The organism is Streptomyces termitum (genome assembly GCF_014650175.1).
Classification (GTDB): Bacteria; Actinomycetota; Actinomycetes; order Streptomycetales; family Streptomycetaceae; genus Streptomyces; species Streptomyces termitum.
The window spans coordinates 12407-33012 of sequence record NZ_BMUL01000006.1; the positions used below are offsets into that span (position 1 = coordinate 12407).

Below are 20606 nucleotides of genomic sequence, written 5' to 3' on the forward strand. Positions count from 1 at the left end.
CGCCCCCGCCGGGCCCGGGAACGCGGAAGGGCGGCACCCTGTGCGGGGTGCCGCCCTCCTCGCGTACGCGCTCGGGGCCGTTACTTGCGCATGACCTCGGGCTCGTGGCGGCGCAGCAGCCGGACGACGACGAAGCCGAGGACCGTGGCCATCAGCAGCAGTACGCCGACGTTGATGCCCCACTGGCCGGCGCTGTGCTCCCACAGCGGGTCCAGGTCCGTGGGGTTCTTCGGGTCCCACGGCGCCATCAGGTGGGCCAGGTCGAGGGTGGTGCCGGCACCGGCGATGGCCCAGCGGGAGGGCATCAGCCAGGCGAACTGCTCCAGGCCGGGCGAGCCGAACACCTTGAAGAGGATGCCGGTGAAGACGACCTGGACGATCGCGAACATGACCAGCAGCGGCATGGTCTTCTCGGCGGTCTTCACCAGCGAGGAGATGACCAGGCCGACCATCATCGAGGTGAAGCCGAGCGCGATGACGACGAGGCACAGCTCGACGGCGGGCGGCATGATCAGGCCCTCGGCGGGCAGGTCGCGGATGGCGAAGCCGATGACGCAGAGGATGACGCCTTGGAAGGCCGTGATGACGCCGAGGACGATCACCTTCGACATCAGGTACGCCGAGCGGGACAGGCCGGTGGCGCGCTCCCGCTCGTAGATGACCCGTTCCTTGATCAGCTCTCGGACCGAGTTGGCCGCGCCGGAGAAGCACATGCCGACCGTGAGGATCAGCATGATGATGCCGGCGTCGCCGTTGAACCGGGACGGCGGCGTGGGCGGGGCCAGGCCGAAGTCGGAGGGGATGACGACCGAGACCGAGCCGATGACCGCCGGGAGGATCACCATGAGGGCGAGGAAGCCCTTGTCGGAGACGATCACCGAGGTGTAGCGGCGGATCAGGGTCCACAGCTGGGAGCCCCAGCCCTGCGGCTTGGGCGGGCGGGACATCGCCTGCTGCGGCATCTGGACCGGCTGCGCGGCGACGGCGTCGATGTCGGCGGCGTACAGCTGGTAGTGCTGCGAGCCCTTCCAGCGGCCGGCCCAGTCGTAGTCGCGGTAGTTCTCGAAGGCGGAGAAGACGTCGGCCCAGGTCGAGTAGCCGAAGAAGTTCAGCGCCTCGTCCGGCGGGCCGAAGTAGGCCACCGAGCCGCCGGGCGCCATCACCAGGAGCTTGTCGCAGAGCGCCAGCTCGGCCACCGAGTGGGTGACGACGAGGACGGTGCGGCCGTCGTCGGCGAGGCCGCGGAGCAGCTGCATGACGTCGCGGTCCATGCCCGGGTCGAGGCCGGAGGTCGGCTCGTCCAGGAAGATCAGCGAGGGCTTGGTCAGCAGCTCCAGGGCGACGGAGACGCGCTTGCGCTGGCCGCCGGAGAGGGAGGTGACCTTCTTCTCCTTGTGGATGTCCAGCTTGAGCTCGCGCAGCACCTCGTCGATGCGGGCCTCGCGCTCGGCGGTGGCGGTGTCACCGGGGAAGCGGAGCTTGGCCGCGTACCGGAGCGCCTTCTGGACGGTCAGCTCCTTGTGCAGGATGTCGTCCTGCGGGACCAGGCCGATGCGCTGGCGCAGCTCGGCGAACTGCTTGTAGAGGCTGCGGTTGTCGTAGAGGACGTCGCCCTCGTTGGCGGGCCGGTAGCCGGTGAGCGCCTTGAGGAGGGTCGACTTGCCGGAGCCGGAGGGGCCGATGACGCCGATGAGCGACTTCTCCGGGACGCCGAAGGTGACGTCCTTGAGGATCTGCTTGCCGCCGTCGACCGTGACGGTGAGGTGGCGGGCCGAGAAGGAGACCGAGCCGGTGTCGACGAACTCTTCGAGCTGGCCGCCGACGATCCGGAAGGTCGAGTGGCCGACGCCGACGATGTCGGACGGGCCGAGGAGGGCGGTGCCGCCCTTCGGGATCGGCTGGCCGTTGACGTAGGTGCCGTTGTGCGAGCCGAGGTCGCGGATCTCCATGCGGCCGTCGGGCGTGACGTGGAACTCGGCGTGGTGGCGCGAGACCTGGAGGTCGGAGACGACCAGCTGGTTCTCCAGCGCGCGGCCGATCCGCATCACGTGGCCGAGGGCCAGCTGGTGGAAGGTGGTCGGGCTGCGGTCGGAGTAGGCCGACGACGCCCCCGCGGCGGCGCCGGGCCGGGCCTGGCCCTGGTCCTGCTGGACCGGCGGCTGCGCCGGGTGGCCCTGGTGGGGCACCTGCGACGGGGCCTGTCCCGCGTGGCCCTGCTGCGGGCCGGGCTGCTGCCAGCCGCCCTGCTGTGCGGGGGCCTGGGCGGCCCAGTCGGCCTGCGCCGGAGCGCCCTGCGGGACGTGGGCCTGCGGCGCGTGGGCCTGGGCCTGCGGTGCGGCCTGCTGTGCCGCCGGGGCGCCGGCCGGTGCGGCGAGGTTCAGCCGCGGTCCGTCGGTCGGGTTGCCCAGGTGGACGGTCGTGCCGGGGCCGACCTCCAGCTGCTGGATCCGCTGTCCCCCGACGAAGGAGCCGTTGGTGGAGCCGTGGTCCTCCATGACCCAGCTCCGGCCGTTCCAGCTGATGGTCGCGTGCCGCCAGGAGACCCTGGCGTCGTCGATGACCAGATCGCCCTGCGGGTCGCGCCCCAGGGTGTACGACCGGGACGGCTCCAGCGTCCAGGTCCTGCCGTTCAATTCGAGTACGAGTTCTGGCACTCCATGCCCCACTGTGTGTCCCCCGTTGCACCCCCGTGGGGGCCAGGGATGGCGAATCATCCTGGGGAACTATTTCAGGCCGGGTCCCCGATCCGGAAGTCGGGCGGTGTGAAGTGCTCGGGAAGCACCGGGGGCGGGGGCGGACGGGGTCCGCGCGGAGCCCGTGCACGGGTGCGTCCGGACGGGTGTCCGGTACGCGGGACGGGCCGCCGGGCGGCGTCGGGTGCCCGATACGGTGGGAGCACCATGAGCGCATCGCAGACACCGGACGTTCCCGCCGTGCCCACCGTTCCCGCCGCGGACGTGCCCACGCTTCTCGTCAAGATCTTCGGGAAGGACCGCCCCGGGATCACCGCCGGCCTGTTCGACACCCTGGCCGCCTTCTCCGTCGACGTCGTGGACATCGAGCAGGTCGTCTCGCGCGGCCGGCTCGTGCTGTGCGCGCTCGTCACCGAGCCCACCGTCGCCCCGCCCGGCGAGCTGCGGGCCACCGTGCACAGCTGGGCCGAGTCCCTGAAGCTCCAGGCCGAGATCATCTCGGGCACCGGTGACAACCGGCCGCGCGGCGAGGGCCGCTCGCACGTGACCGTGCTCGGGCACCCGCTGACGGCGGAGCAGACGGCGGCCATAGCGGCCAGGATCGCCGGGGCGGGCGGCAACATCGACCGTATCTTCCGGCTGGCGAAGTATCCGGTGACGGCGGTCGAGTTCGCCGTCTCGGGCTGTGCGACCGAGGTGCTGCGGACGGCGCTGGCCACCGAGTCGCACACGATCGGCGTGGACGTGGCCGTGGTCTCCGCCGGGCTGCACCGCCGGGCGCAGCGGCTGGTCGTGATGGACGTGGACTCGACGCTGATCCAGGACGAGGTCATCGAGCTGTTCGCGGCGCACGCGGGGTGCGAGGACCGGGTCGCCGAGGTGACGGCGGCGGCGATGCGGGGCGAGCTGGACTTCGAGCAGTCGCTGCACGCGCGGGTGGCTCTCCTGGAGGGCCTGGACGCGTCCGTGGTGGACAAGGTGCGGTCCGAGGTGCGGCTGACGCCGGGGGCGCGGACCCTGATCCGGACCCTCAAGCGGCTCGGCTACCAGGTGGGCGTGGTCTCCGGCGGGTTCACTCAGGTCACCGACGACCTGAAGGAGCGCCTCGGGCTCGACTTCGCCCAGGCGAACACCCTGGAGATCGTGGACGGGCGGCTCACCGGGCGGGTGACGGGCGAGATCGTGGACCGGGCGGGCAAGGCGCGGCTGCTGCGCCGGTTCGCGGAGGAGGCCGGGGTGCCGCTGGCCCAGACGGTCGCGATCGGCGACGGCGCCAACGACCTGGACATGCTGAACGCGGCGGGCCTCGGGGTGGCGTTCAACGCCAAGCCGGTGGTGCGCGAGGCGGCCCACACGGCGGTCAACGTGCCCTTCCTCGACACGGTCCTCTACCTGCTGGGGATCACCCGCGAGGAGGTCGAGGCGGCGGACGGCCGGGAGGACGGCGCGGAGCCGGCGCCGCACTGAGCGGTCCCTCGCGCCCTTCTCGTACGGGTGGCGGGGCCCGGTCTCGTACGGGTGGTGGGCCCGGTCGCCTCGGTGGCGGCCGGGCCCCTTCGCGTACGGGTGTACGGGTGTCCTCGTGTACGGGTGTGTACGGGTATGTACGGGACCGGGGCGGGTGGGTCAGGAGTGCGGGGCCCAGAAGTCGGTGAGGCGACCGGTGCCGTGCTCGACGTCCTTCCAGGAGCCGCCGAAGGCGAGGACGGCGTAGGCGGCGGTCGGGAAGCCGCTGCGGTTCATCCGGGCGAGGAGGTCGTCCTCGGCCTCTCCGGCGAGGGCGTCGGCCATCGCGTGCATGCCGGGGTTGTGGCCGACGAGGAGGAGGTCGCGGACCTCGTCCGGGACCTCGTTGACGAGCGCGATCAGTTCGCCGAGGGACGCCTCGTACATCCGGTCCTCGTAGACGGTCCTGGGGCGCTCGGGCAGTTCCTGGACGGCGAGCTTCCAGGTCTCGCGGGTGCGGGTCGCGGTGGAGCAGAGGGCCAGGTCGAAGCCGATGCCGGCGTCGGCGAGGCGGCGGCCGGCCACGGGGGCGTCCTGGCGGCCCCGGTCGGCGAGCGGGCGCTCGTGGTCGGACTCCTGGCCCCAGTCGGCCTTCGCGTGCCGGAGGAGCACGATCCTGCGGGAAGTTTCGACGCTCATGGTCAACAGCTTGGCACGGAACGGCCCGTCCTGACTCAGAGAGTGAGGGTTTGCCCGATCCGCTGGAGGAGCTCTCCCATCCCGGGGGCCCCGCCGGTCGCGGCGGCGCCGTCGGCTCCGGTGACCAGCAGGAGCAGGAAGGTGAAGGCGGCGACCGGGAGGGCGAGGGCCCACCAGGGCAGCCGGGTGTCGACGCCGGCGGGCGCGGTCCGGTCGCCGGTGCGGGTGAGGGCCGTCATGGCCGCCTCCGTGGAGTGGTGGTGGAGCCGCGTGGATCGCGGCGTGTCTCCACCGTAGGGAGCGCGGACGGTGCGGCCCATCCGGCGGTCCACCCACTCACCCCTGAGGCCGTCCCCTAGGGGACAGGGGGGCAGGCCCTACCCCTGGAGGCGTGGGCGGGGAGTCGGCTTCCCGGTGGCGCGGGGGCGCGGCGGCGCGGAATCACCGGGTCGGCGGGGCGCCGGGGCGGTGGCTCACCGGCTCGGTGGGGCCCTGGTTCACGGGGAGGCGAAGCTGGCGATGACGGCGATGACGACCGTGATGCCGAGCATCGCGCCGAGCACGATGAGCAGCTTCTTCTGGCCGCCCTGGGGATTGGGTTCGAGAACGGGCATGGGCCCAGTCTCGCATCCCGGCCCCGGTCCCCGGCTCTCAGCCCTCGTCCTCGACCGTCCGGTCGCGTCCGGCGAGGAAGCCCACGACGATCTGCGGCACGAGCAGGCCGCCCATGAGGGCGATCGGCACGTTCCAGCCGCCGGTGTGCTGGTAGAGCACGCCGACCAGGAGCGGGCCGGGGATGGAGATCAGGTAGCCGACGCTCTGCGCGAAGGCGGAGAGCCGGACGACGCCCGCGCCGGTGCGCGAGCGCAGGCCGATCATGGTGAGGGCGAGCGGGAAGGAGCAGTTGGAGACGCCGAGGAGGATGGCCCAGACCCAGGCGCCGCCGGACGGGGCGAGGAGGAGGCCGGTGTAGCCGATGAGGCCGCAGCTGCCGAGGGCGATGACGATCGGGCCCTGGTGGCGCATCCGGCCGGCGAGCCGGGGGATGACGAAGGCGAGCGGGACGCCCATGGCCATGGTGACCGCGAGCAGCACGCCGGCGGTGGAGGCGGGGACGCCAGCGTCGCGGAAGATCTGCGGCATCCAGCCCATGGTGATGTAGGCGCCGGTGGCCTGGAGGCCGAAGAAGCAGGCCAGGGCCCAGGCGGTGCGGCTGCGGACCATCGGGCGGACCGGGGCCTCGGCGGCCGGGGCGGCGGTCACCGGGCCGGTCTCGGTGCGCGGCGTGCCCGCGCGGTCCCTGACGAGCGGAAGCCAGGGCAGGACGGCGAAGGCGGCGAGCACCGCCCAGACGCCGAGGCCGAGCCGCCAGTCGCCGCCGAGGGAGTCGGTGACGGGCACGGTGAGGGCGGCGGCGAGCGAGGTGCCGAGGGCCAGCGCCATGGAGTACAGCCCGGTCATGCTGCCGATGCGGTCGGGGAAGTACCGCTTGACCAGCACCGGCATGAGGACGTTGCTGACGGCGATGCCCATGAGGGCGAGGGCGCTGGCGGCGAGGAAGGCCGCGGTGCCGGTGGCGAAGGGGCGCAGCAGCAGGCCCGCGAAGATGGCGGCCATGCCGGCGCAGACGACGGCGGCGGGGCCGAAGCGGCGGGCGAGGCGGGGGGCCATGACGCCGAACAGCGCGAAGCAGAGGGGCGGCACGGAGGTGAGGACGCCGGCGACGGTGCCGCTCATGTGCAGGTCGGCGCTGACCTCTTCGAGGAGGGCGCCGAGGCTGGTGATCGCGGGGCGCAGGTTGAGGGCGGCGAGGACGAGGCCGACGGGGACGAGGCCGAGGGCCCAGCGGGAGGCCCGGCCGGGGGCGGGCGCGGGCTCGGACGGGGCCCGGGGCGCGGCGGTGGGCGGCCGGGCGGCGGTGGGGTCGAGGGTCTTCGGCTCGTCTGACATGGAGCCATCATAGAATCATGGGATGATTGGTTGTCCAATCTCGAACAAAAGACGTCCACTCGTCACCTCACCGCTCCGTATCCTCACAGAACGTCCCGATTGCCCTCCCTCACCCGTGAAGGCGGACCCACCATGGCCCTCGGCCACCCCCGGCGCACCGGTCTCACCGACCAGGTGATCGCCGAGCTGCGGAACCAGATCACCTCCGGCGAATGGCCGGTCGGATCCAGGATCCCGACCGAACCCGAACTGGTCGAGCAGCTGGGCGTGGCCCGCAACACCGTCCGCGAGGCCGTCCGGGCCCTCGCCCACAACGGGCTGCTGGACATCCGGCAGGGCTCCGGCACCTATGTGGCCGCCACCAGCGAGCTGGCCGGGGTGATGCACCGCCGGTTCGCCGGCTCCGACCCCCGGCACGTGGCCGAGCTGCGCTCCACCCTGGAGTCGGCGGCGGCCCGGTTCGCGGCGCGGCGGCGCTCCGAGCGGGACCTCAAGCAGCTGGACGCACTGCTGGCGCGGCGCGAGGAGGCGTGGGAGTCGGGGGACGCGGAGCGGTTCGTGACCGCGGACGCGGCCTTCCACCACGCGGTGGTCGCCGCCTCGGGCAACGACGTCCTCACCGAGCTCTACGCGGACCTCGGGGACCTGCTGCGGGACTGGCTGCGCGACGACGTCGGGCGGGTGCTGCGGCCGGAGAACCACATGGACCACGCGCGGCTGGTGGACGCCATCAGGACCGGGGACGCGGAGCGGGCGGCGGAGGAGGCGGCCGGCTACCCCTTCATGTGCCTCAGGGCCGCGGCGCCGGATCCGGAGTGACGGCCGCGGGCGGGCCGGGGTCCGTCACCGGTTCGTGGGTGATCCACGCCGAGCCGACCCGCTTCCAGCAGCGGCCGGAGACGGTGGCGTAGTCCGCGGGGCCGACGTCCACGGGGGCGCTGTCGTTGTCGACGTCCCACCAGAGCGCGCACTCGACGTGGAGCCGGATCCGGTCGGTGCGGGGGTAGGGGTTGCGGCAGTGGGCCGTGACCCGGGAGCCCTCGACGAGGGTCTGGCAGGAGGCGCCGAAGTCCTCCGGTTCCCCGGCGGCCGGGGCCCGTACCGCGGCCTCCTCGGCGGGCGGCGCCGCGTGGACCTCCGCGGCGACGGCGGTGCCGGTCAGCAGGGCGGCGACCGAGGCGTAGGCGGCGAAGCCGCGGTGGAGCGCGCGCATGCCCGTACCTCCTCCCCGTGAGTCGTCGGAACACCACGACACGCTCCGACCAGTCTGCGGTGGTTCGCGGCATTCTTCGAATCGGGGACGCGTCCGGGAGCGGCGGCGTCGGGTCGGGGGCACGCCGGGAGCGGCGTTCTTCGGGGCGGGCGCGCGCACCGGAGGGGGCGTTCTTCGGGGCGGGGCGCGTCCCGGAGGGGCGGGAACGACGCGGGGCCGGGTGCCCGGTCCGGGAAGGACCGGGCACCCGGCCCCTGCCGGTGCGGTGCGGGCGCGGTCAGGCGCCGATCGCGTGCAGACCGCCGTCGACGTGGATGATCTCGCCGGTGGTCTTCGGGAACCAGTCGGAGAGCAGCGCGACGACGCCGCGGCCGGCCGGCTCCGGGTCGGTGAGCTCCCACTCCAGCGGGGAGCGGCTGTCCCAGACGGAGGCCAGCTCGCCGAAGCCCGGGATGGACTTGGCGGCCATCGAGCCGAGCGGACCCGCCGAGATCAGGTTGCAGCGGATGTTCTGCTTGCCCAGGTCGCGGGCCATGTAGCGGCTGGTGGCCTCCAGGGCGGCCTTGGCCGGGCCCATCCAGTCGTACTGCGGCCAGGCGAACTTCGCGTCGAAGGTGAGGCCGACGACCGAGCCGCCCTCGCTCATCAGCGGCAGCAGCGCCATCGTCAGGGACTTCAGGGAGAAGGCCGAGACGTGCATCGCGGTGGCGACGGACTCGAACGGCGTGTTGAGGAAGTTGCCGCCGAGGGCGTCCTGCGGGGCGAAGCCGATGGAGTGCACGACGCCGTCGAGACGGTCGCCCAGGTGCTCGCGGACCTGGCCCTCCAGGCGGGCGAGGTGCTCGTCGTTGGAGACGTCGAGCTCCAGGACCTTCACGTTCTCCGGGTGGGGCAGCTTCTTGGCGATGCGCTCGGTCAGCGTCGGCCGGGGCCAGGCGGTGAGGATGATCTCCGCGCCCTGCTCCTGCGCCAGCTTCGCCGTGTGGAAGGCGATGGAGGACTCCATCAGCACACCGGTGATGAGGATCTTCTTGCCCTCGAGGATTCCAGCCATGGTGATCAGTGACCCATTCCCAGTCCGCCGTCAACCGGGATGACGGCTCCAGTGATGTACGAGGCGTCGTCGGAGGCCAGGAACCTCACGGCCGCGGCGATCTCCTCCGGCTGCGCGTAGCGGCCGAGCGGGACCTGGGACACGATGCCCGCGCGCTGCTCGTCGGTGAGCACGGCGGTCATGTCGGTGTCGACGAAGCCGGGGGCGACGACGTTGAAGGTGATGTTCCGCGAGCCCAGCTCGCGGGCGAGGGAGCGGGCGAAGCCGACCAGACCGGCCTTGGAGGCGGCGTAGTTGGCCTGGCCCGCGGAGCCCAGCAGACCGACGACCGAGGAGATGAGGACGACGCGGCCCTTCTTGGCGCGCAGCATGCCGCGGTTGGCCCGCTTCACGACGCGGAAGGTGCCGGTGAGGTTGGTGTCGACGACCGAGGTGAAGTCGTCCTCGGTCATGCGCATGAGGAGCTGGTCGCGGGTCACGCCGGCGTTGGCCACGAGGACCTCGACCGGGCCGTGCTTCTCCTCGATCTCCTTGTACGCCTGCTCCACCTGCTCGGCGTCGGTGATGTCGCACCGGACCGCGAGGCAGCCCAGCTCGGCGAGCTCGGCCGGGGGCTCGCCCGAACGGTGGGTGTACGCGACCTTGTCGCCCGCCTCGGCGAACGCGCGGGCGATGGCGAGGCCGATGCCCCGGTTTCCTCCGGTGACGAGAACCGAGCGGCTCAACGGATCACCCTTTCGATCAGCGGTCTGGTACACCGAAAACCTATCGGTCCGTTCCGCGATCCGCGGAATCGGGCCCTGACAGTGGCTTCCGCATGCCACTGTCGGGTCCCTACAGAATTGCCTGGGCATCCCGGCCCAAAGCGCGACATGATCGGGACGACCGGTGCCACACGACAGGAGAGAGCTGTGCCAACTGGGGCCCATTCCATCGATCCGGCCTTCACGGCCCTTCCGCTGAGGGCGCTCGCCGACGCGGCGCTCGCGCGGGCGCGGGCGCTCGGCGCCGAGCACGCGGACTTCCGCCTGGAGCGGGTGCGCAGTGCCGCGTGGCGGCTGCGGGACGCCAAGCCGGCGGGTTCGTCGGACACCACCGACCTCGGGTACGCGGTGCGGGTGGTGCACGGCGGGGCCTGGGGCTTCGCCTCCGGGGTGGACCTGACCATGGACGGGGCGGCGAAGGTCGCCTCGCAGGCGGTCGCCATGGCCAAGCTGTCCGCGCGGGTGATCGCGGCGGCCGGGTCGGACGAGCGGGTGGAGCTGGCCGCGGAGCCGGTGCACGCCGACAAGGTGTGGGTGTCGGCGTACGAGGTCGACCCCTTCACGGTGCCCGCCGAGGAGAAGGGCGCGCTGCTCGCCGACTGGTCGGCGCGGCTGCTGCGGGCCGACGGGGTGGCGCACGTGGACGCGTCGCTGCTGACCGTCTTCGAGAACAAGTTCTACGCGGACACCGCGGGGACCGTCACCACCCAGCAGCGGGTGCGGATCCACCCGCAGTTCACGGCGGTCGCCGTGGACGGGACGACCGGCGAGTTCGACTCGATGCGGACGATCGCGCCGCCGGCCGGGCGGGGCTGGGAGTACCTGACCGGGACCGGCTGGGACTGGGACCGGGAGCTGGAGGAGATCCCGGGGCTGCTCGCGGAGAAGATGCGGGCGCCGAGCGTCGAGGCGGGCCGGTACGACCTGGTCGTGGACCCGTCGAACCTGTGGCTGACGATCCACGAGTCGATCGGCCACGCCACCGAGCTGGACCGGGCGCTGGGCTACGAGGCGGCGTACGCGGGCACCTCCTTCGCCACCTTCGACCAGCTGGGGAAGCTGGCGTACGGCTCCTCGGTGATGAACGTGACCGGCGACCGCACGGCGGAGCACGGGCTGGCGACCATCGGGTACGACGACGAGGGCGTCGAGGCGCAGTCCTGGGACCTGGTGAAGGACGGCACGCTCGTCGGCTACCAGACGGACCGGCGGATCGCGCGCCTCACCGGCCTCGGCCGGTCGAACGGCTGCGCGTACGCGGACTCCCCCGGCCATGTGCCGGTGCAGCGGATGGCGAACGTGTCGCTCCGGCCGGACCCGGGCGGCCTGTCCACGGAGGACCTGATCGGCGGGGTCGAGCGCGGCGTCTACGTGGTCGGCGACCGGTCCTGGTCGATCGACATGCAGCGGTACAACTTCCAGTTCACCGGCCAGCGCTTCTTCCGCATCGAGAACGGCCGGCTGGCCGGGCAGCTGCGGGACGTGGCGTACCAGGCGACGACCACCGACTTCTGGGGCTCGATGGAGCAGGTCGGCGGCCCGCAGACGTACGTGCTCGGCGGCGCCTTCAACTGCGGCAAGGCCCAGCCGGGCCAGGTCGCGGCCGTCTCCCACGGCTGCCCCTCCGCCCTCTTCCGCGGCGTCAACATCCTCAACACCACCCAGGAGGCCGGTCGATGAGCCCGGTGAGCAAGCCGTACGAGATCGTCGAGCGGGCCCTGGAGCTGTCCCGCGCGGACGGCTGCGTCGTCATCGCCGACGAGGAGTCCTCGGCCAACCTCCGCTGGGCGGGCAACACGCTCACCACGAACGGCGTGACCCGGGGCCGTACCCTCACCGTGATCGCGACCGTGGACGGCGCCGAGGGCACCGCCTCCGGCGTGGTGTCCCGCTCCGCGGTGACCGCCGGGGACCTGGAGCCGCTGGTGCGGGCCGCCGAGGCGGCGGCGCGGGCGGCCGGGCCCGCCGAGGACGCGCAGCCGCTGGTCACCGGCGTGCCGTCGTCCCCCGACTTCACCGACGCCCCGGCGGAGACCTCCTCCGCCGTCTTCGCGGACTTCGCGCCGGCGCTCGGCGAGGCGTTCGCCCGCGCGCGGGCGGGCGGGCGGGAGCTGTACGGCTTCGCGAACCACGAGCTGACCTCCACCTACCTGGGCACCTCGACCGGGCTGCGGCTGCGGCACGACCAGCCCACCGGCACCCTGGAGCTCAACGCCAAGTCCCCGGACCGGAGCCGGTCCGCCTGGGCGGGGCGCTCGACCCGGGACTTCAAGGACGTGGACCCGGCGGCGCTCGACGCGGAGCTGGCCGTGCGGCTGGGCTGGGCGGAGCGCCGGATCGAGCTGCCGGCCGGGCGGTACGAGACGCTGCTGCCGCCGACGGCCGTGGCCGACCTGCTGATCTACCAGCTGTGGTCCTCGGCGGCCCGGGACGCGGTGGAGGGCCGGACGGTCTTCTCCCGGCCCGGCGGCGGGACCCGGATCGGGGAGACCCTCTCCCCGCTGCCGCTGACCCTGCGCAGCGACCCGTACGAGCCGGGCCTGGAGTCCGCGCCGTTCGTGATCGCGCACGCCTCCGGCGACGAGGAGTCCGTCTTCGACAACGGGCTGCCGGTCGGCCCGGTGGAGTGGATGCGGGCGGGCGCCCTGGACCGGCTGATCACCACCCGGCACACGGCGGGCCTCACCGGTCTGCCGGTGGCGCCGGGGGCGGGGAACCTGATCCTGGACGGGGGCGGCGAGCGCTCCCTGGAGGAGATGGTGGCGTCCACCGAGCGGGGGCTGCTGCTGACCTGCCTGTGGTACATCCGCGAGGTGGATCCGGCGACGCTGCTGCTGACCGGCCTGACCCGGGACGGCGTCTACCTCGTCGAGAACGGCGAGGTGGTCGGCGAGGTCAACAACTTCCGGTTCAACGAGTCGCCGGTGGACCTGCTGTCGCGGGCCACCGAGGCGGGCCGGACGGAGCGGACCCTGCCGCGCGAGTGGAGCGACTGGTTCACCCGGGCCGCGATGCCCGCGCTGCGGGTCCCCGACTTCAACATGAGCTCGGTCAGCAAGGGCGTCTGACCCGCCTAGACTGGGCTGTCACCCGTATCTATCCAAGGAGACTGACGACCGTGACGGACATCGTCGACGAGCTGAAGTGGCGCGGGCTCTTCGCCCAGTCCACCGACGAGGACGCCCTGCGCAAGGCGCTCGCGGACGGTCCCGTCACCTTCTATTGCGGTTTCGACCCGACCGCGGCCAGTCTCCACGTCGGCCACCTGGTGCAGGTGCTCACCGTCCGCCGGCTCCAGCGGGCCGGGCACCGGCCGCTGGCGCTGGTCGGCGGGGCCACCGGCCAGATCGGCGACCCCCGTCCGACCGCCGAGCGCACCCTGAACGACCCGGAGACGGTCGCGAACTGGGTGACCCGGCTGCGTTCGCAGATCGAGCCGTTCCTGTCCTTCGAGGGCGAGAACGCGGCGGTCATGGTGAACAACCTGGACTGGACCGCCGGCCTGTCGGCGATCGAGTTCCTGCGGGACATCGGCAAGCACTTCCGGGTCAACAAGATGCTGACCAAGGACTCCGTGGCCCGCCGCCTGGAGTCCGAGCAGGGCATCAGCTACACCGAGTTCAGCTACCAGCTGCTCCAGGGCATGGACTTCCTGGAGCTGTACCGGCGGTACGGCTGCACGCTCCAGCAGGGCGGCTCCGACCAGTGGGGCAACCTGGTGGCGGGCCTGGACCTGATCCACCGCCTGGAGCCGGGCGCCGAGGCGCACGCGCTGGCGACGCCGCTGATGGTCAAGGCGGACGGCACCAAGTTCGGCAAGACCGAGGGCGGCGCCGTCTGGCTGGACCCGGAGATGACCACCCCGTACGCGTTCTACCAGTTCTGGCTGAACGTGGACGACCGGGACATCTCCACCTACATGCGGATCCTCTCCTTCAAGTCCCGCGAGGAGCTGGAGGAACTGGAGGCGCAGACCGCCGAGCGGCCGCAGGCGCGGGCCGCGCAGCGGGCGCTGGCGGAGGAGCTGACCACGCTGGTGCACGGCGCCGAGCAGTGCGCGGCCGTCATCGGCGCCTCCCGGGCGCTGTTCGGGCAGGGCGACCTGGCCGAGCTGGACGGGCCGACGCTGGCCGCCGCCCTCTCCGAGCTGCCGCACGCGCGCGTGACCGAGCTGGGCCAGGTGGTGGACCTGTTCGCCGAGGTCGGGCTGGTCGCGAGCAAGTCGGCGGCCCGCCGCACGGTGAAGGAGGGCGGCGCCTACGTGAACAACGTGAAGGTGACCGCCGAGGACGCCGTCGTCGGGGCGGACGAGCTGCTGCACGGCCGGTGGCTGGTGCTGCGGCGCGGCAAGAAGAACCTGGCGGCGATCGAGTTCGCCGGCTAGCCGGCGCGCGTCTTCGCACGAGCGCGCCGGAGGCCCGGTACGGCGGTCCGCCGTACCGGGCCTCCGGCGTATCCGGGGTCAGCCGCGTTGCCGGTTGCCCTTGACGGAGACCCACAGCATGTCTCCGACGCCGACCACCGCCACGGCACCGATGATCTGGAGCAGGTGCCGGGTCCAGTCGATGCCCTTGGTGTCGTTGACGCCGAGCCAGGTCGCGACGGCGTTGCCGAGGACGCTGCCGAGAATGCCGAAGATCGTCGTCAGCCAGAGGGGGATCTGCTGCTTCCCCGGCAGGATCGCCTTCGCGATCAGACCGAGGACGAAACCCACGATGATCGCCCACAACCAACCCATAGTCGCCTCCTCGTGCGCCGATGGCCCCAGTGTCGTCCCCTCGCCCATACGGCGCATGTCGGGCGCCGCCGTCCGTGCCCCGGCCTCGTCGGCCGGGAGCCGGGGGCGTACCGTGAGGCGAGGTCCGGACCGGGGAGGTTCCGGCGCGAGCGGCGGGTGGTGGAACACGATGCGGAAGCGGGGCGGGTCCGAGGTCTTCCGGATCACCGGGGCCCGGCAGGGACTCGCGGAGGACGTCCGGGGCAGGCAGCGGCGGTACGTCATCTCGATGTCGGTGCGGACGGTCTCGGTGATCGCGACGGCGGTGCTGTGGAACGTGGAACGGCACGTGGCGATCGTGACGCTGGCGCTCGGCGTGCTGCTGCCGTACATCGCGGTGGTGATCGCCAACGCGGGCCGCGAGACGGCGCCCTCGCTCCCCTCCACCTTCGTCCCGGCGCCGGTGCGGCCGGCACTCGGCGCGGACGGCTCCGCACCGGAATCCGGAGCGGAACGCCCCTGAGCGGCGGCCCCGTGCGGAGTCCCGCCGTCCGGTCACGGAACGTGGTGAGGACCCCGTCGGGAAGCTCAAGAAAAGCTCAGATCAATCGTGAAGTTCTGGTGCACCTCCCCCCGGGTGCCGTGACATACTGCGTACGCGCTCCGCATCCCCCGTCGGAGCGACGGACCGATGCCGGGCAGCTCCCCCCGTGGCTGCTCGGCATCGCTGTTGCTGGACAATGTTCCGGTGATCCAGGGTCCCGTGAGTGACGAGAAGCCGATCTGTTCCGCCAAGGGCTGCCGGGCCGCCGCCGTGTGGGTGCTGGCGTGGAACAACCCCAAGCTGCACACGCCGGAGCGGCGCAAGACGTGGCTGGCCTGCGAGGAGCACCGCGAGCACCTCTCCCAGTTCCTGGGGGTGCGGGGGTTCCTGAAGGACGTCGTCGCGCTCGCCGAGTGGGAGTCCGCCGAAGCCGACGGTACCGGCACCGGCGGCTGACCGCTCCTAGCCGCCGATCGCCGACATCGGGCGGTCGGGCTGGAGGAAGCCGGGGTCGTCCAGGCCGGAGCCGGCCTTCTTGCCCCACATCGCCTTCCGCCACAGCTCCGCGACGGCCTCGTCCCCCGCGTCGGAGCGGAGGGCGGCCCGCAGGTCGGTCTCCTCGGTGGCGAAGAGGCAGGTGCGGACCTGGCCGTCGGCGGTGAGCCGGGTCCTGTCGCAGGCCCGGCAGAACGGGCGGGTGACCGAGGCGATGACGCCGACCGTGTGCGGTCCGCCGTCGACGGTCCACCGCTCGGCGGGGGCCGAGCCGCGCTCCCCGGCGCCCTCGGGGGCGAGGTCGAAGCGGGTGCGGAGGGACTCCAGGATGTCCCCGGCGGTGATCATGCCGTCGCGCTTCCAGCCGTGCTGGGCGTCGAGGGGCATCTGCTCGATGAAGCGGAGCTCGTACCCCTGCTCGATCGCCCAGGCGAGGAGGTCGGGGGCCTCGTCCTCGTTGAGTCCCGGCATCAGGACGGCGTTGACCTTGACGGGGGTGAGGCCGGCCTCGCGGGCGGCGGCCATGCCGTCGAGGACGTCCTGGTGGCGGTCGCGGCGGGTGAGGGTCTTGAAGACGTCGGGGCGCAGGGTGTCCAGCGAGACGTTGACCCGGTCCAGGCCGGCCGCCTTCAGGGCGGTGGCGGTGCGCTTGAGTCCGATGCCGTTGGTCGTCAGGGACATCCGGGGGCGGGGCTCCAGGGCGGCGCAGCGCTCGACGATCCCGACGAGGCCGGGCCGGAGCAGCGGTTCGCCGCCGGTGAAGCGGACCTCGGTGACGCCGAGTTCGGTGACGGCGATGCGGATCAGCCGGACGATCTCGTCGTCGGTGAGGAGGTCGGGCTTGGCCAGCCACCGCAGGCCCTCCTCGGGCATGCAGTAGGTGCAGCGCAGGTTGCACCGGTCGGTGAGGGAGACGCGCAGATCGGTGGCGACCCGCCCGTACGTGTCGATGAGCACTGGGCCCCCTCCCCCTTCTTCCGGTTTCTTCCGCTCTCGGCTTCTTCTCTTCGAGCGTACGTGACCCCTGTGACGGGGGGCACGGCCCGATTGTCACGAGGACGGCACCGGCCGCGTCGTAGAACTCTACGACGCGGCCGGTGTCCGGTCGCGGACCGTATACGGCCCGGTGCGCTGCGGTCAGTGGCGGACCGCCTCGGCGGTACCCACGCCGGTGAGGGAGCGGACCTCCAGCTCGGCGTACTTGACCGGGTCGGGCTCCTCCTTGGAGAGGAGGGAGCCGAGCCAGCCGAGGAGGAAGCCGAGCGGGATGGAGACCAGGCCGGGGTTCTCCAGCGGGAACCAGTGGAAGTCGACGTCCTTGATCATCGAGGAGGCGGCGCCGGAGACCACCGGGGAGAAGACGACGAGGACGACGGAGGAGATCAGGCCGCCGTAGATGGACCAGAGGGCGCCCTGGGTGGTGAAGCGCTTCCAGAAGAGGGAGTAGAGGATCGTCGGCAGGTTGGCCGAGGCGGCGACCGCGAAGGCGAGGGCGACCAGCCCCGCGACGTTGAGGTCGCGGGCGAGGGCGCCGAGCGCGATCGAGACGATGCCGATGAGGACGGTGGCCCAGCGGGCGGCCTTCATCTCCTGCTTCTCGGTGGCCTTCCCGCGCTTGATCACATTGGCGTAGATGTCGTGGGCGAAGGACGAGGAGGAGGCCAGGGTCAGGCCGGCGACCACGGCGAGGATGGTGGCGAAGGCGACCGCGGAGATGACGGCGAGGAGGATCGATCCGCCGGTGGAGCCGGCGCCGCCGCCGACCTCCAGGGCAGTCAGCGGGGCCGCCGTGTTGCCCGCCTTGTTGGACGCCTTGATGGTGTCGCCGCTGAGCAGGGCGGCGGCGCCGAAGCCGAGGACGATGGTCATCAGGTAGAAGGCGCCGATGATGCCGATGGCCCAGTTGACCGACTTCCGGGCGGCCTTGGCGGTGGGCACCGTGTAGAAGCGGATGAGGATGTGCGGCAGGCCGGCGGTGCCGAGGACCAGGGCGATGCCGAGGGAGAGGAAGTCGAGCTTGGAGACCTCGGAGACGCCGTACTTGAGGCCGGGCTCCAGGAAGGCGTCGCCCTTGCCGCTGTTGGTGGCGGCGGCGCCGAGCAGGTCGGAGAGGTTGAAGTCGAACTTGAGCAGGATGAGGAAGGTGATGAGCAGGGTGCCCGCGATGAGGAGGACGGCCTTGACCATCTGCACCCAGGTGGTGCCCTTCATGCCGCCGATGGTCACGTAGACGATCATCAGGACGCCGACCAGGGCGACGATGGCGATCTTGCCACCGTCGCTGGTGATGCCGAGGAGCAGGGAGACGAGGACGCCCGCGCCGGCCATCTGGGCGAGCAGGTAGAAGATCGAGACGACGATGGTGGAGGTGCCGGCGGCGGTGCGGATGGGGCGCTGGCGCATCCGGTAGGCGAGGACGTCGCCCATGGTGAACCGGCCGGAGTTGCGCAGGGGTTCGGCGACCAGGAGGAGGGCGACGAGCCAGGCGACGAGGAAGCCGATGGAGTAGAGGAAGCCGTCGTAGCCGTAGAGGGCGATGGCGCCGCTGATGCCGAGGAAGGACGCGGCGGACATGTAGTCGCCGGAGATGGCGAGGCCGTTCTGGAAGCCGGTGAACTGGCCGCCGCCGGCGTAGAAGTCGGCGGCGCTGCGGGTCTGCCGGCCGGCCCAGATGGTGATGCCGAGGGTGGCGAGGACGAAGGCGGCGAAGAGGGCGATGATCAGCGGCCGGTGCTCGGTGGTGGCGCTGTCGGCGGCGAGCAGGGCGGAGGCGGCGGGGATGGTCATGCGTCGCCCTCCATACGGGCCTTGATGGCCTCGGCCCGGGGGTCGAGGCGGTGGGCGGCGTGGCGGGAGTAGAGCCAGGCGATGAGGAAGGTGGTGGCGAACTGGCCGAGGCCCAGGACGAGCGCCACGTTGATGTGGCCGAAGAGGCGGATGGCCATGAAGCCGCCCGCGTAGTTGGAGAGCAGGACGTAGAGCAGGTACCAGGCGATGAAGGCGATCGTCAGGGGGAAGGCGAACGAGCGGTAGGTGCGGCGGAGTTCGCCGAACTCCTCGCCGCGCTGGACCTCGACGAAACGCTCCGGGGCGGGGCCTGCCCCCGTGCCGGAGGGGCCGGGACCGGGGTCGGTCCCCCTGCCGTTTCTCTGCGGTGGTACTTCGGTGGCCACGGTCTCTCCTGGTGACGCGGGGGCGGGCGGCATGGTCATGGGGGCCTCACCTGGGGGTGCGGGAAACGGGGTCGCCGGCCGGCGCCCCTCCCCTGCTCAACGGCACGGGGCCGGATGTGAAGCGGTTCACCGGCGGGGAATCTTCGCGCGAATCTTCATCAAGTCTTCTCAACTCATTGATGACCAGGGAAGATCAGCGATAGCTTCGGCCGTCATGCACCTGCTCAGACGCAACCCCGCGTCCGGGCAGTACAGACGGATGATGTGGAGAACCCATGGCTCATCTGGGATCGAGGCGCGGCCGAGTACTCGCTCTGCCTGCTGGTCTCGCGCTCACCGCCTCGCTCGGCTTCCTTCCCTCCGGCGCCGCCTCCGCCGCGGAGCTGAGCGATGCCCCGGCGTCCGCCGCCGTCGCGACGAGCGGTGCGAAGCTCACCTACGTCGTGAACGTGGCGAACGGCCGCGGCACCGCGACCGCGGTGAAGAAGGCCGTGAAGGCCGCGGGCGGCGAGGTCGTCGCCGACTACGACCGCATAGGCGTGCTGGTCGTCCACTCGCAGAACCCGGCCTTCGCCCAGCAGATACGCAAGGCGCGCGGCGTGGTGTCGGCGGGTGCGACGCGCACCGCCCCGCTCTCCGCGCAGCGCGACGACTCCGTCGGCGGCGCGGCCGAGGCGCTGACGGCCGCCGAGGCGCTGTCCGCCGCCGCGAACGCCTCCGACGAGCAGGACCCGCTGGAGCCGTTGCAGTGGGACCTGCCGGCCATCAAGGCCGACAAGGCGCACAAGAAGACCCTCGGCAGCAGCCGGGTCACCGTCGGCGTCATCGACACCGGCGTGGACGACACCCACCCGGACCTGGCGCCGAACTTCGACGCCCGCAAGTCCGCGAACTGCGTCTCCGGCGTGCCGGACACCACGCCCGGTTCGTGGCGTCCCAACCCGGGCGAGTCGGACCACGGCACCCACGTCGCCGGCACGATCGGCGCGGCCAAGAACGGCGTCGGCGTCACCGGTGTCGCCCCGGGCGTGAAGCTCGCCGGCATCAAGGTGTCCACCCCGGACGGCTTCTTCTACACCGAGGCCGTGGTCTGCGGCTTCATGTGGGCCGCCGAGAACGACATCGACATCACGAACAACAGCTACTACACCGACCCGTGGATGTTCGCCTGCAAGAACGACGCGGACCAGAAGGCCCTCGTCGAGGCGGTCACCCGGGCGACCCGGTACGCGGAGAAGAAGGGCACGGTCAACGTGGCCGCGGCCGGCAACTCCAAGTTCGACCTGGCGGCCGACTCCATCCTGGACAACTCCAGCCCGAACGACACCACTCCGGGCGACCGGGTCATCGACCCGAAGAAGTGCGTGGACTACCCGGCGATGCTGCCGGGCGTCGTGACGGTCTCCGCGACCGGCGCGAAGGGCCTGAAGGCCTCGTACTCGAACTACGGCCGCGGGGTCATCGACGTCTCCGCCCCCGGCGGCGACCGCACGGCCTACCAGACCCCGGACGCCCCGGCGACCAACGGTCTGATCCTGTCGACCACGGTCAACGGCGGCTACAACTACAAGGCCGGCACGTCGATGGCGTCGCCGCACGCCGCCGGTGTGCTGGCGCTGCTGAAGTCGACGCACCCGAAGGCGAGCCCGGCCTCGCTGAAGGCGCTGCTGTACGCGCAGGCCGACGAGCACGCCTGCACCAACCCGTACGACATCGAGGGCGACGGCACGATCGACGCCGTCTGCGAGGGCGGCAAGCAGAAGAACGGCTTCTACGGGGCCGGTCTGGTGGACGCGCTGGAGGCCGTCCGCCGCTGATGACGGCCTGACCCGACGCGAGGGCCCCGGTGCGGCGTGCC

The 20606-nt window shown here is 72.1% G+C and carries 20 protein-coding genes; 8 read left to right on the plus strand and 12 right to left on the minus strand.

The genetic code is table 11. The features are described from left to right. Nucleotides 1-80: 80 nt before the first annotated feature. Entirely contained in the window at nucleotides 81-2654 is a 2574-nt protein-coding gene (locus IE219_RS13000) for an ABC transporter ATP-binding protein/permease (protein WP_229849745.1), read from the minus strand. A gap of 246 nt (nucleotides 2655-2900) precedes the next feature. Here IE219_RS13000 and serB point away from each other — a divergent pair, with 246 nt between their 5' ends. Further along, nucleotides 2901-4160: a phosphoserine phosphatase SerB gene (serB, locus tag IE219_RS13005; RefSeq protein ID WP_189976833.1), complete on the plus strand. Its 1260-nt coding sequence runs from the start codon at nucleotides 2901-2903 to the stop codon at nucleotides 4158-4160. Nucleotides 4161-4319: 159 nt separating this feature from the next. Here the strand turns inward: serB and IE219_RS13010 are convergent, their stop codons facing one another. From IE219_RS13010 to IE219_RS13020, 4 genes are all read right to left on the minus strand, one after another. Then, entirely contained in the window at nucleotides 4320-4838 is a 519-nt protein-coding gene (locus tag IE219_RS13010) for a SixA phosphatase family protein (RefSeq protein ID WP_189976834.1), read from the minus strand. 35 nt (nucleotides 4839-4873) lie between these two features. Next, on the minus strand, nucleotides 4874-5077 hold the full coding sequence (locus tag IE219_RS13015; RefSeq protein ID WP_189976835.1) for a hypothetical protein: 204 nt from the start codon (nucleotides 5075-5077) through the stop codon (nucleotides 4874-4876). A 258-nt stretch (nucleotides 5078-5335) separates the two neighbouring features. Continuing rightward, nucleotides 5336-5452 (minus strand): SGM_5486 family transporter-associated protein, encoded by a 117-nt coding sequence (locus IE219_RS32255; protein ID WP_268256847.1) that lies wholly within the window; start codon nucleotides 5450-5452, stop codon nucleotides 5336-5338. 37 nt (nucleotides 5453-5489) lie between these two features. Next, entirely contained in the window at nucleotides 5490-6788 is a 1299-nt protein-coding gene (locus IE219_RS13020; protein WP_189976836.1) for a CynX/NimT family MFS transporter, read from the minus strand. Between the two features lie 132 nt (nucleotides 6789-6920). Here IE219_RS13020 and IE219_RS13025 point away from each other — a divergent pair, with 132 nt between their 5' ends. Next, nucleotides 6921-7607, plus strand: coding sequence for a FadR/GntR family transcriptional regulator (locus tag IE219_RS13025; RefSeq protein ID WP_189976837.1), 687 nt, complete (start codon nucleotides 6921-6923; stop codon nucleotides 7605-7607). Here IE219_RS13025 and IE219_RS13030 read toward each other — a convergent pair. The 3 genes from IE219_RS13030 to fabG all read right to left on the minus strand — a co-directional run bounded on the left by IE219_RS13030 (nucleotide 7579) and on the right by fabG (nucleotide 9780). Beyond that, entirely contained in the window at nucleotides 7579-8001 is a 423-nt protein-coding gene (locus tag IE219_RS13030; RefSeq protein ID WP_189976838.1) for a hypothetical protein, read from the minus strand. The two genes, IE219_RS13025 and IE219_RS13030, sit on opposite strands and share 29 nt — an antisense overlap. Nucleotides 8002-8278: 277 nt before the next feature. Beyond that, the gene (fabI, locus tag IE219_RS13035) at nucleotides 8279-9055 is read right to left on the minus strand and encodes an enoyl-ACP reductase FabI (RefSeq protein ID WP_189976839.1); all 777 of its coding nucleotides are present in this window, start codon (nucleotides 9053-9055) and stop codon (nucleotides 8279-8281) included. Between the two features lie 5 nt (nucleotides 9056-9060). Continuing rightward, entirely contained in the window at nucleotides 9061-9780 is a 720-nt protein-coding gene (gene fabG, locus IE219_RS13040; RefSeq protein ID WP_189976840.1) for a 3-oxoacyl-[acyl-carrier-protein] reductase, read from the minus strand. Nucleotides 9781-9987: 207 nt separating this feature from the next. On the opposite strand from fabG, the gene IE219_RS13045 reads away from it, so the two are divergent. The 3 genes from IE219_RS13045 to tyrS are packed head-to-tail and all read left to right on the plus strand — an operon-like array spanning nucleotide 9988 to nucleotide 14203. Next, a complete protein-coding gene (locus IE219_RS13045) occupies nucleotides 9988-11499 on the plus strand; it encodes a TldD/PmbA family protein (protein WP_373298833.1) in 1512 nt (503 codons plus the stop codon). Further along, entirely contained in the window at nucleotides 11496-12887 is a 1392-nt protein-coding gene (locus tag IE219_RS13050) for a metallopeptidase TldD-related protein (RefSeq protein ID WP_189976842.1), read from the plus strand. Before IE219_RS13045 ends, IE219_RS13050 begins: the two co-directional genes overlap by 4 nt. 50 nt (nucleotides 12888-12937) lie before the next feature. After that, nucleotides 12938-14203, plus strand: coding sequence for a tyrosine--tRNA ligase (gene tyrS, locus IE219_RS13055; RefSeq protein WP_189976843.1), 1266 nt, complete (start codon nucleotides 12938-12940; stop codon nucleotides 14201-14203). A gap of 78 nt (nucleotides 14204-14281) precedes the next feature. Here the strand turns inward: tyrS and IE219_RS13060 are convergent, their stop codons facing one another. Continuing rightward, on the minus strand, nucleotides 14282-14557 hold the full coding sequence (locus IE219_RS13060) for a GlsB/YeaQ/YmgE family stress response membrane protein (protein WP_189976844.1): 276 nt from the start codon (nucleotides 14555-14557) through the stop codon (nucleotides 14282-14284). Nucleotides 14558-14726: 169 nt separating this feature from the next. Here IE219_RS13060 and IE219_RS13065 point away from each other — a divergent pair, with 169 nt between their 5' ends. Next, on the plus strand, nucleotides 14727-15059 hold the full coding sequence (locus tag IE219_RS13065; protein ID WP_189976845.1) for a DUF3099 domain-containing protein: 333 nt from the start codon (nucleotides 14727-14729) through the stop codon (nucleotides 15057-15059). 240 nt (nucleotides 15060-15299) lie between these two features. Next, nucleotides 15300-15536 carry a hypothetical protein gene (locus IE219_RS13070; RefSeq protein WP_229849747.1) on the plus strand — a complete coding sequence of 79 codons (237 nt, stop codon included), beginning with the start codon at nucleotides 15300-15302 and terminating at the stop codon, nucleotides 15534-15536. A 6-nt stretch (nucleotides 15537-15542) separates the two neighbouring features. On the opposite strand, the gene moaA is transcribed toward IE219_RS13070, so the two are convergent. The 3 genes from moaA to IE219_RS13085 all read right to left on the minus strand — a co-directional run bounded on the left by moaA (nucleotide 15543) and on the right by IE219_RS13085 (nucleotide 18748). Beyond that, nucleotides 15543-16532 carry a GTP 3',8-cyclase MoaA gene (gene moaA / locus IE219_RS13075; protein ID WP_189976847.1) on the minus strand — a complete coding sequence of 330 codons (990 nt, stop codon included), beginning with the start codon at nucleotides 16530-16532 and terminating at the stop codon, nucleotides 15543-15545. Nucleotides 16533-16712: 180 nt separating this feature from the next. Then, entirely contained in the window at nucleotides 16713-18362 is a 1650-nt protein-coding gene (locus tag IE219_RS13080) for a monocarboxylic acid transporter (protein WP_189976848.1), read from the minus strand. Continuing rightward, on the minus strand, nucleotides 18359-18748 hold the full coding sequence (locus IE219_RS13085; RefSeq protein ID WP_229849748.1) for a DUF485 domain-containing protein: 390 nt from the start codon (nucleotides 18746-18748) through the stop codon (nucleotides 18359-18361). Before IE219_RS13085 ends, IE219_RS13080 begins: the two co-directional genes overlap by 4 nt. Nucleotides 18749-19023: 275 nt before the next feature. On the opposite strand from IE219_RS13085, the gene IE219_RS13090 reads away from it, so the two are divergent. Beyond that, nucleotides 19024-20565, plus strand: coding sequence for a S8 family peptidase (locus IE219_RS13090; protein WP_189976849.1), 1542 nt, complete (start codon nucleotides 19024-19026; stop codon nucleotides 20563-20565). Nucleotides 20566-20606: the final 41 nt, after the last annotated feature.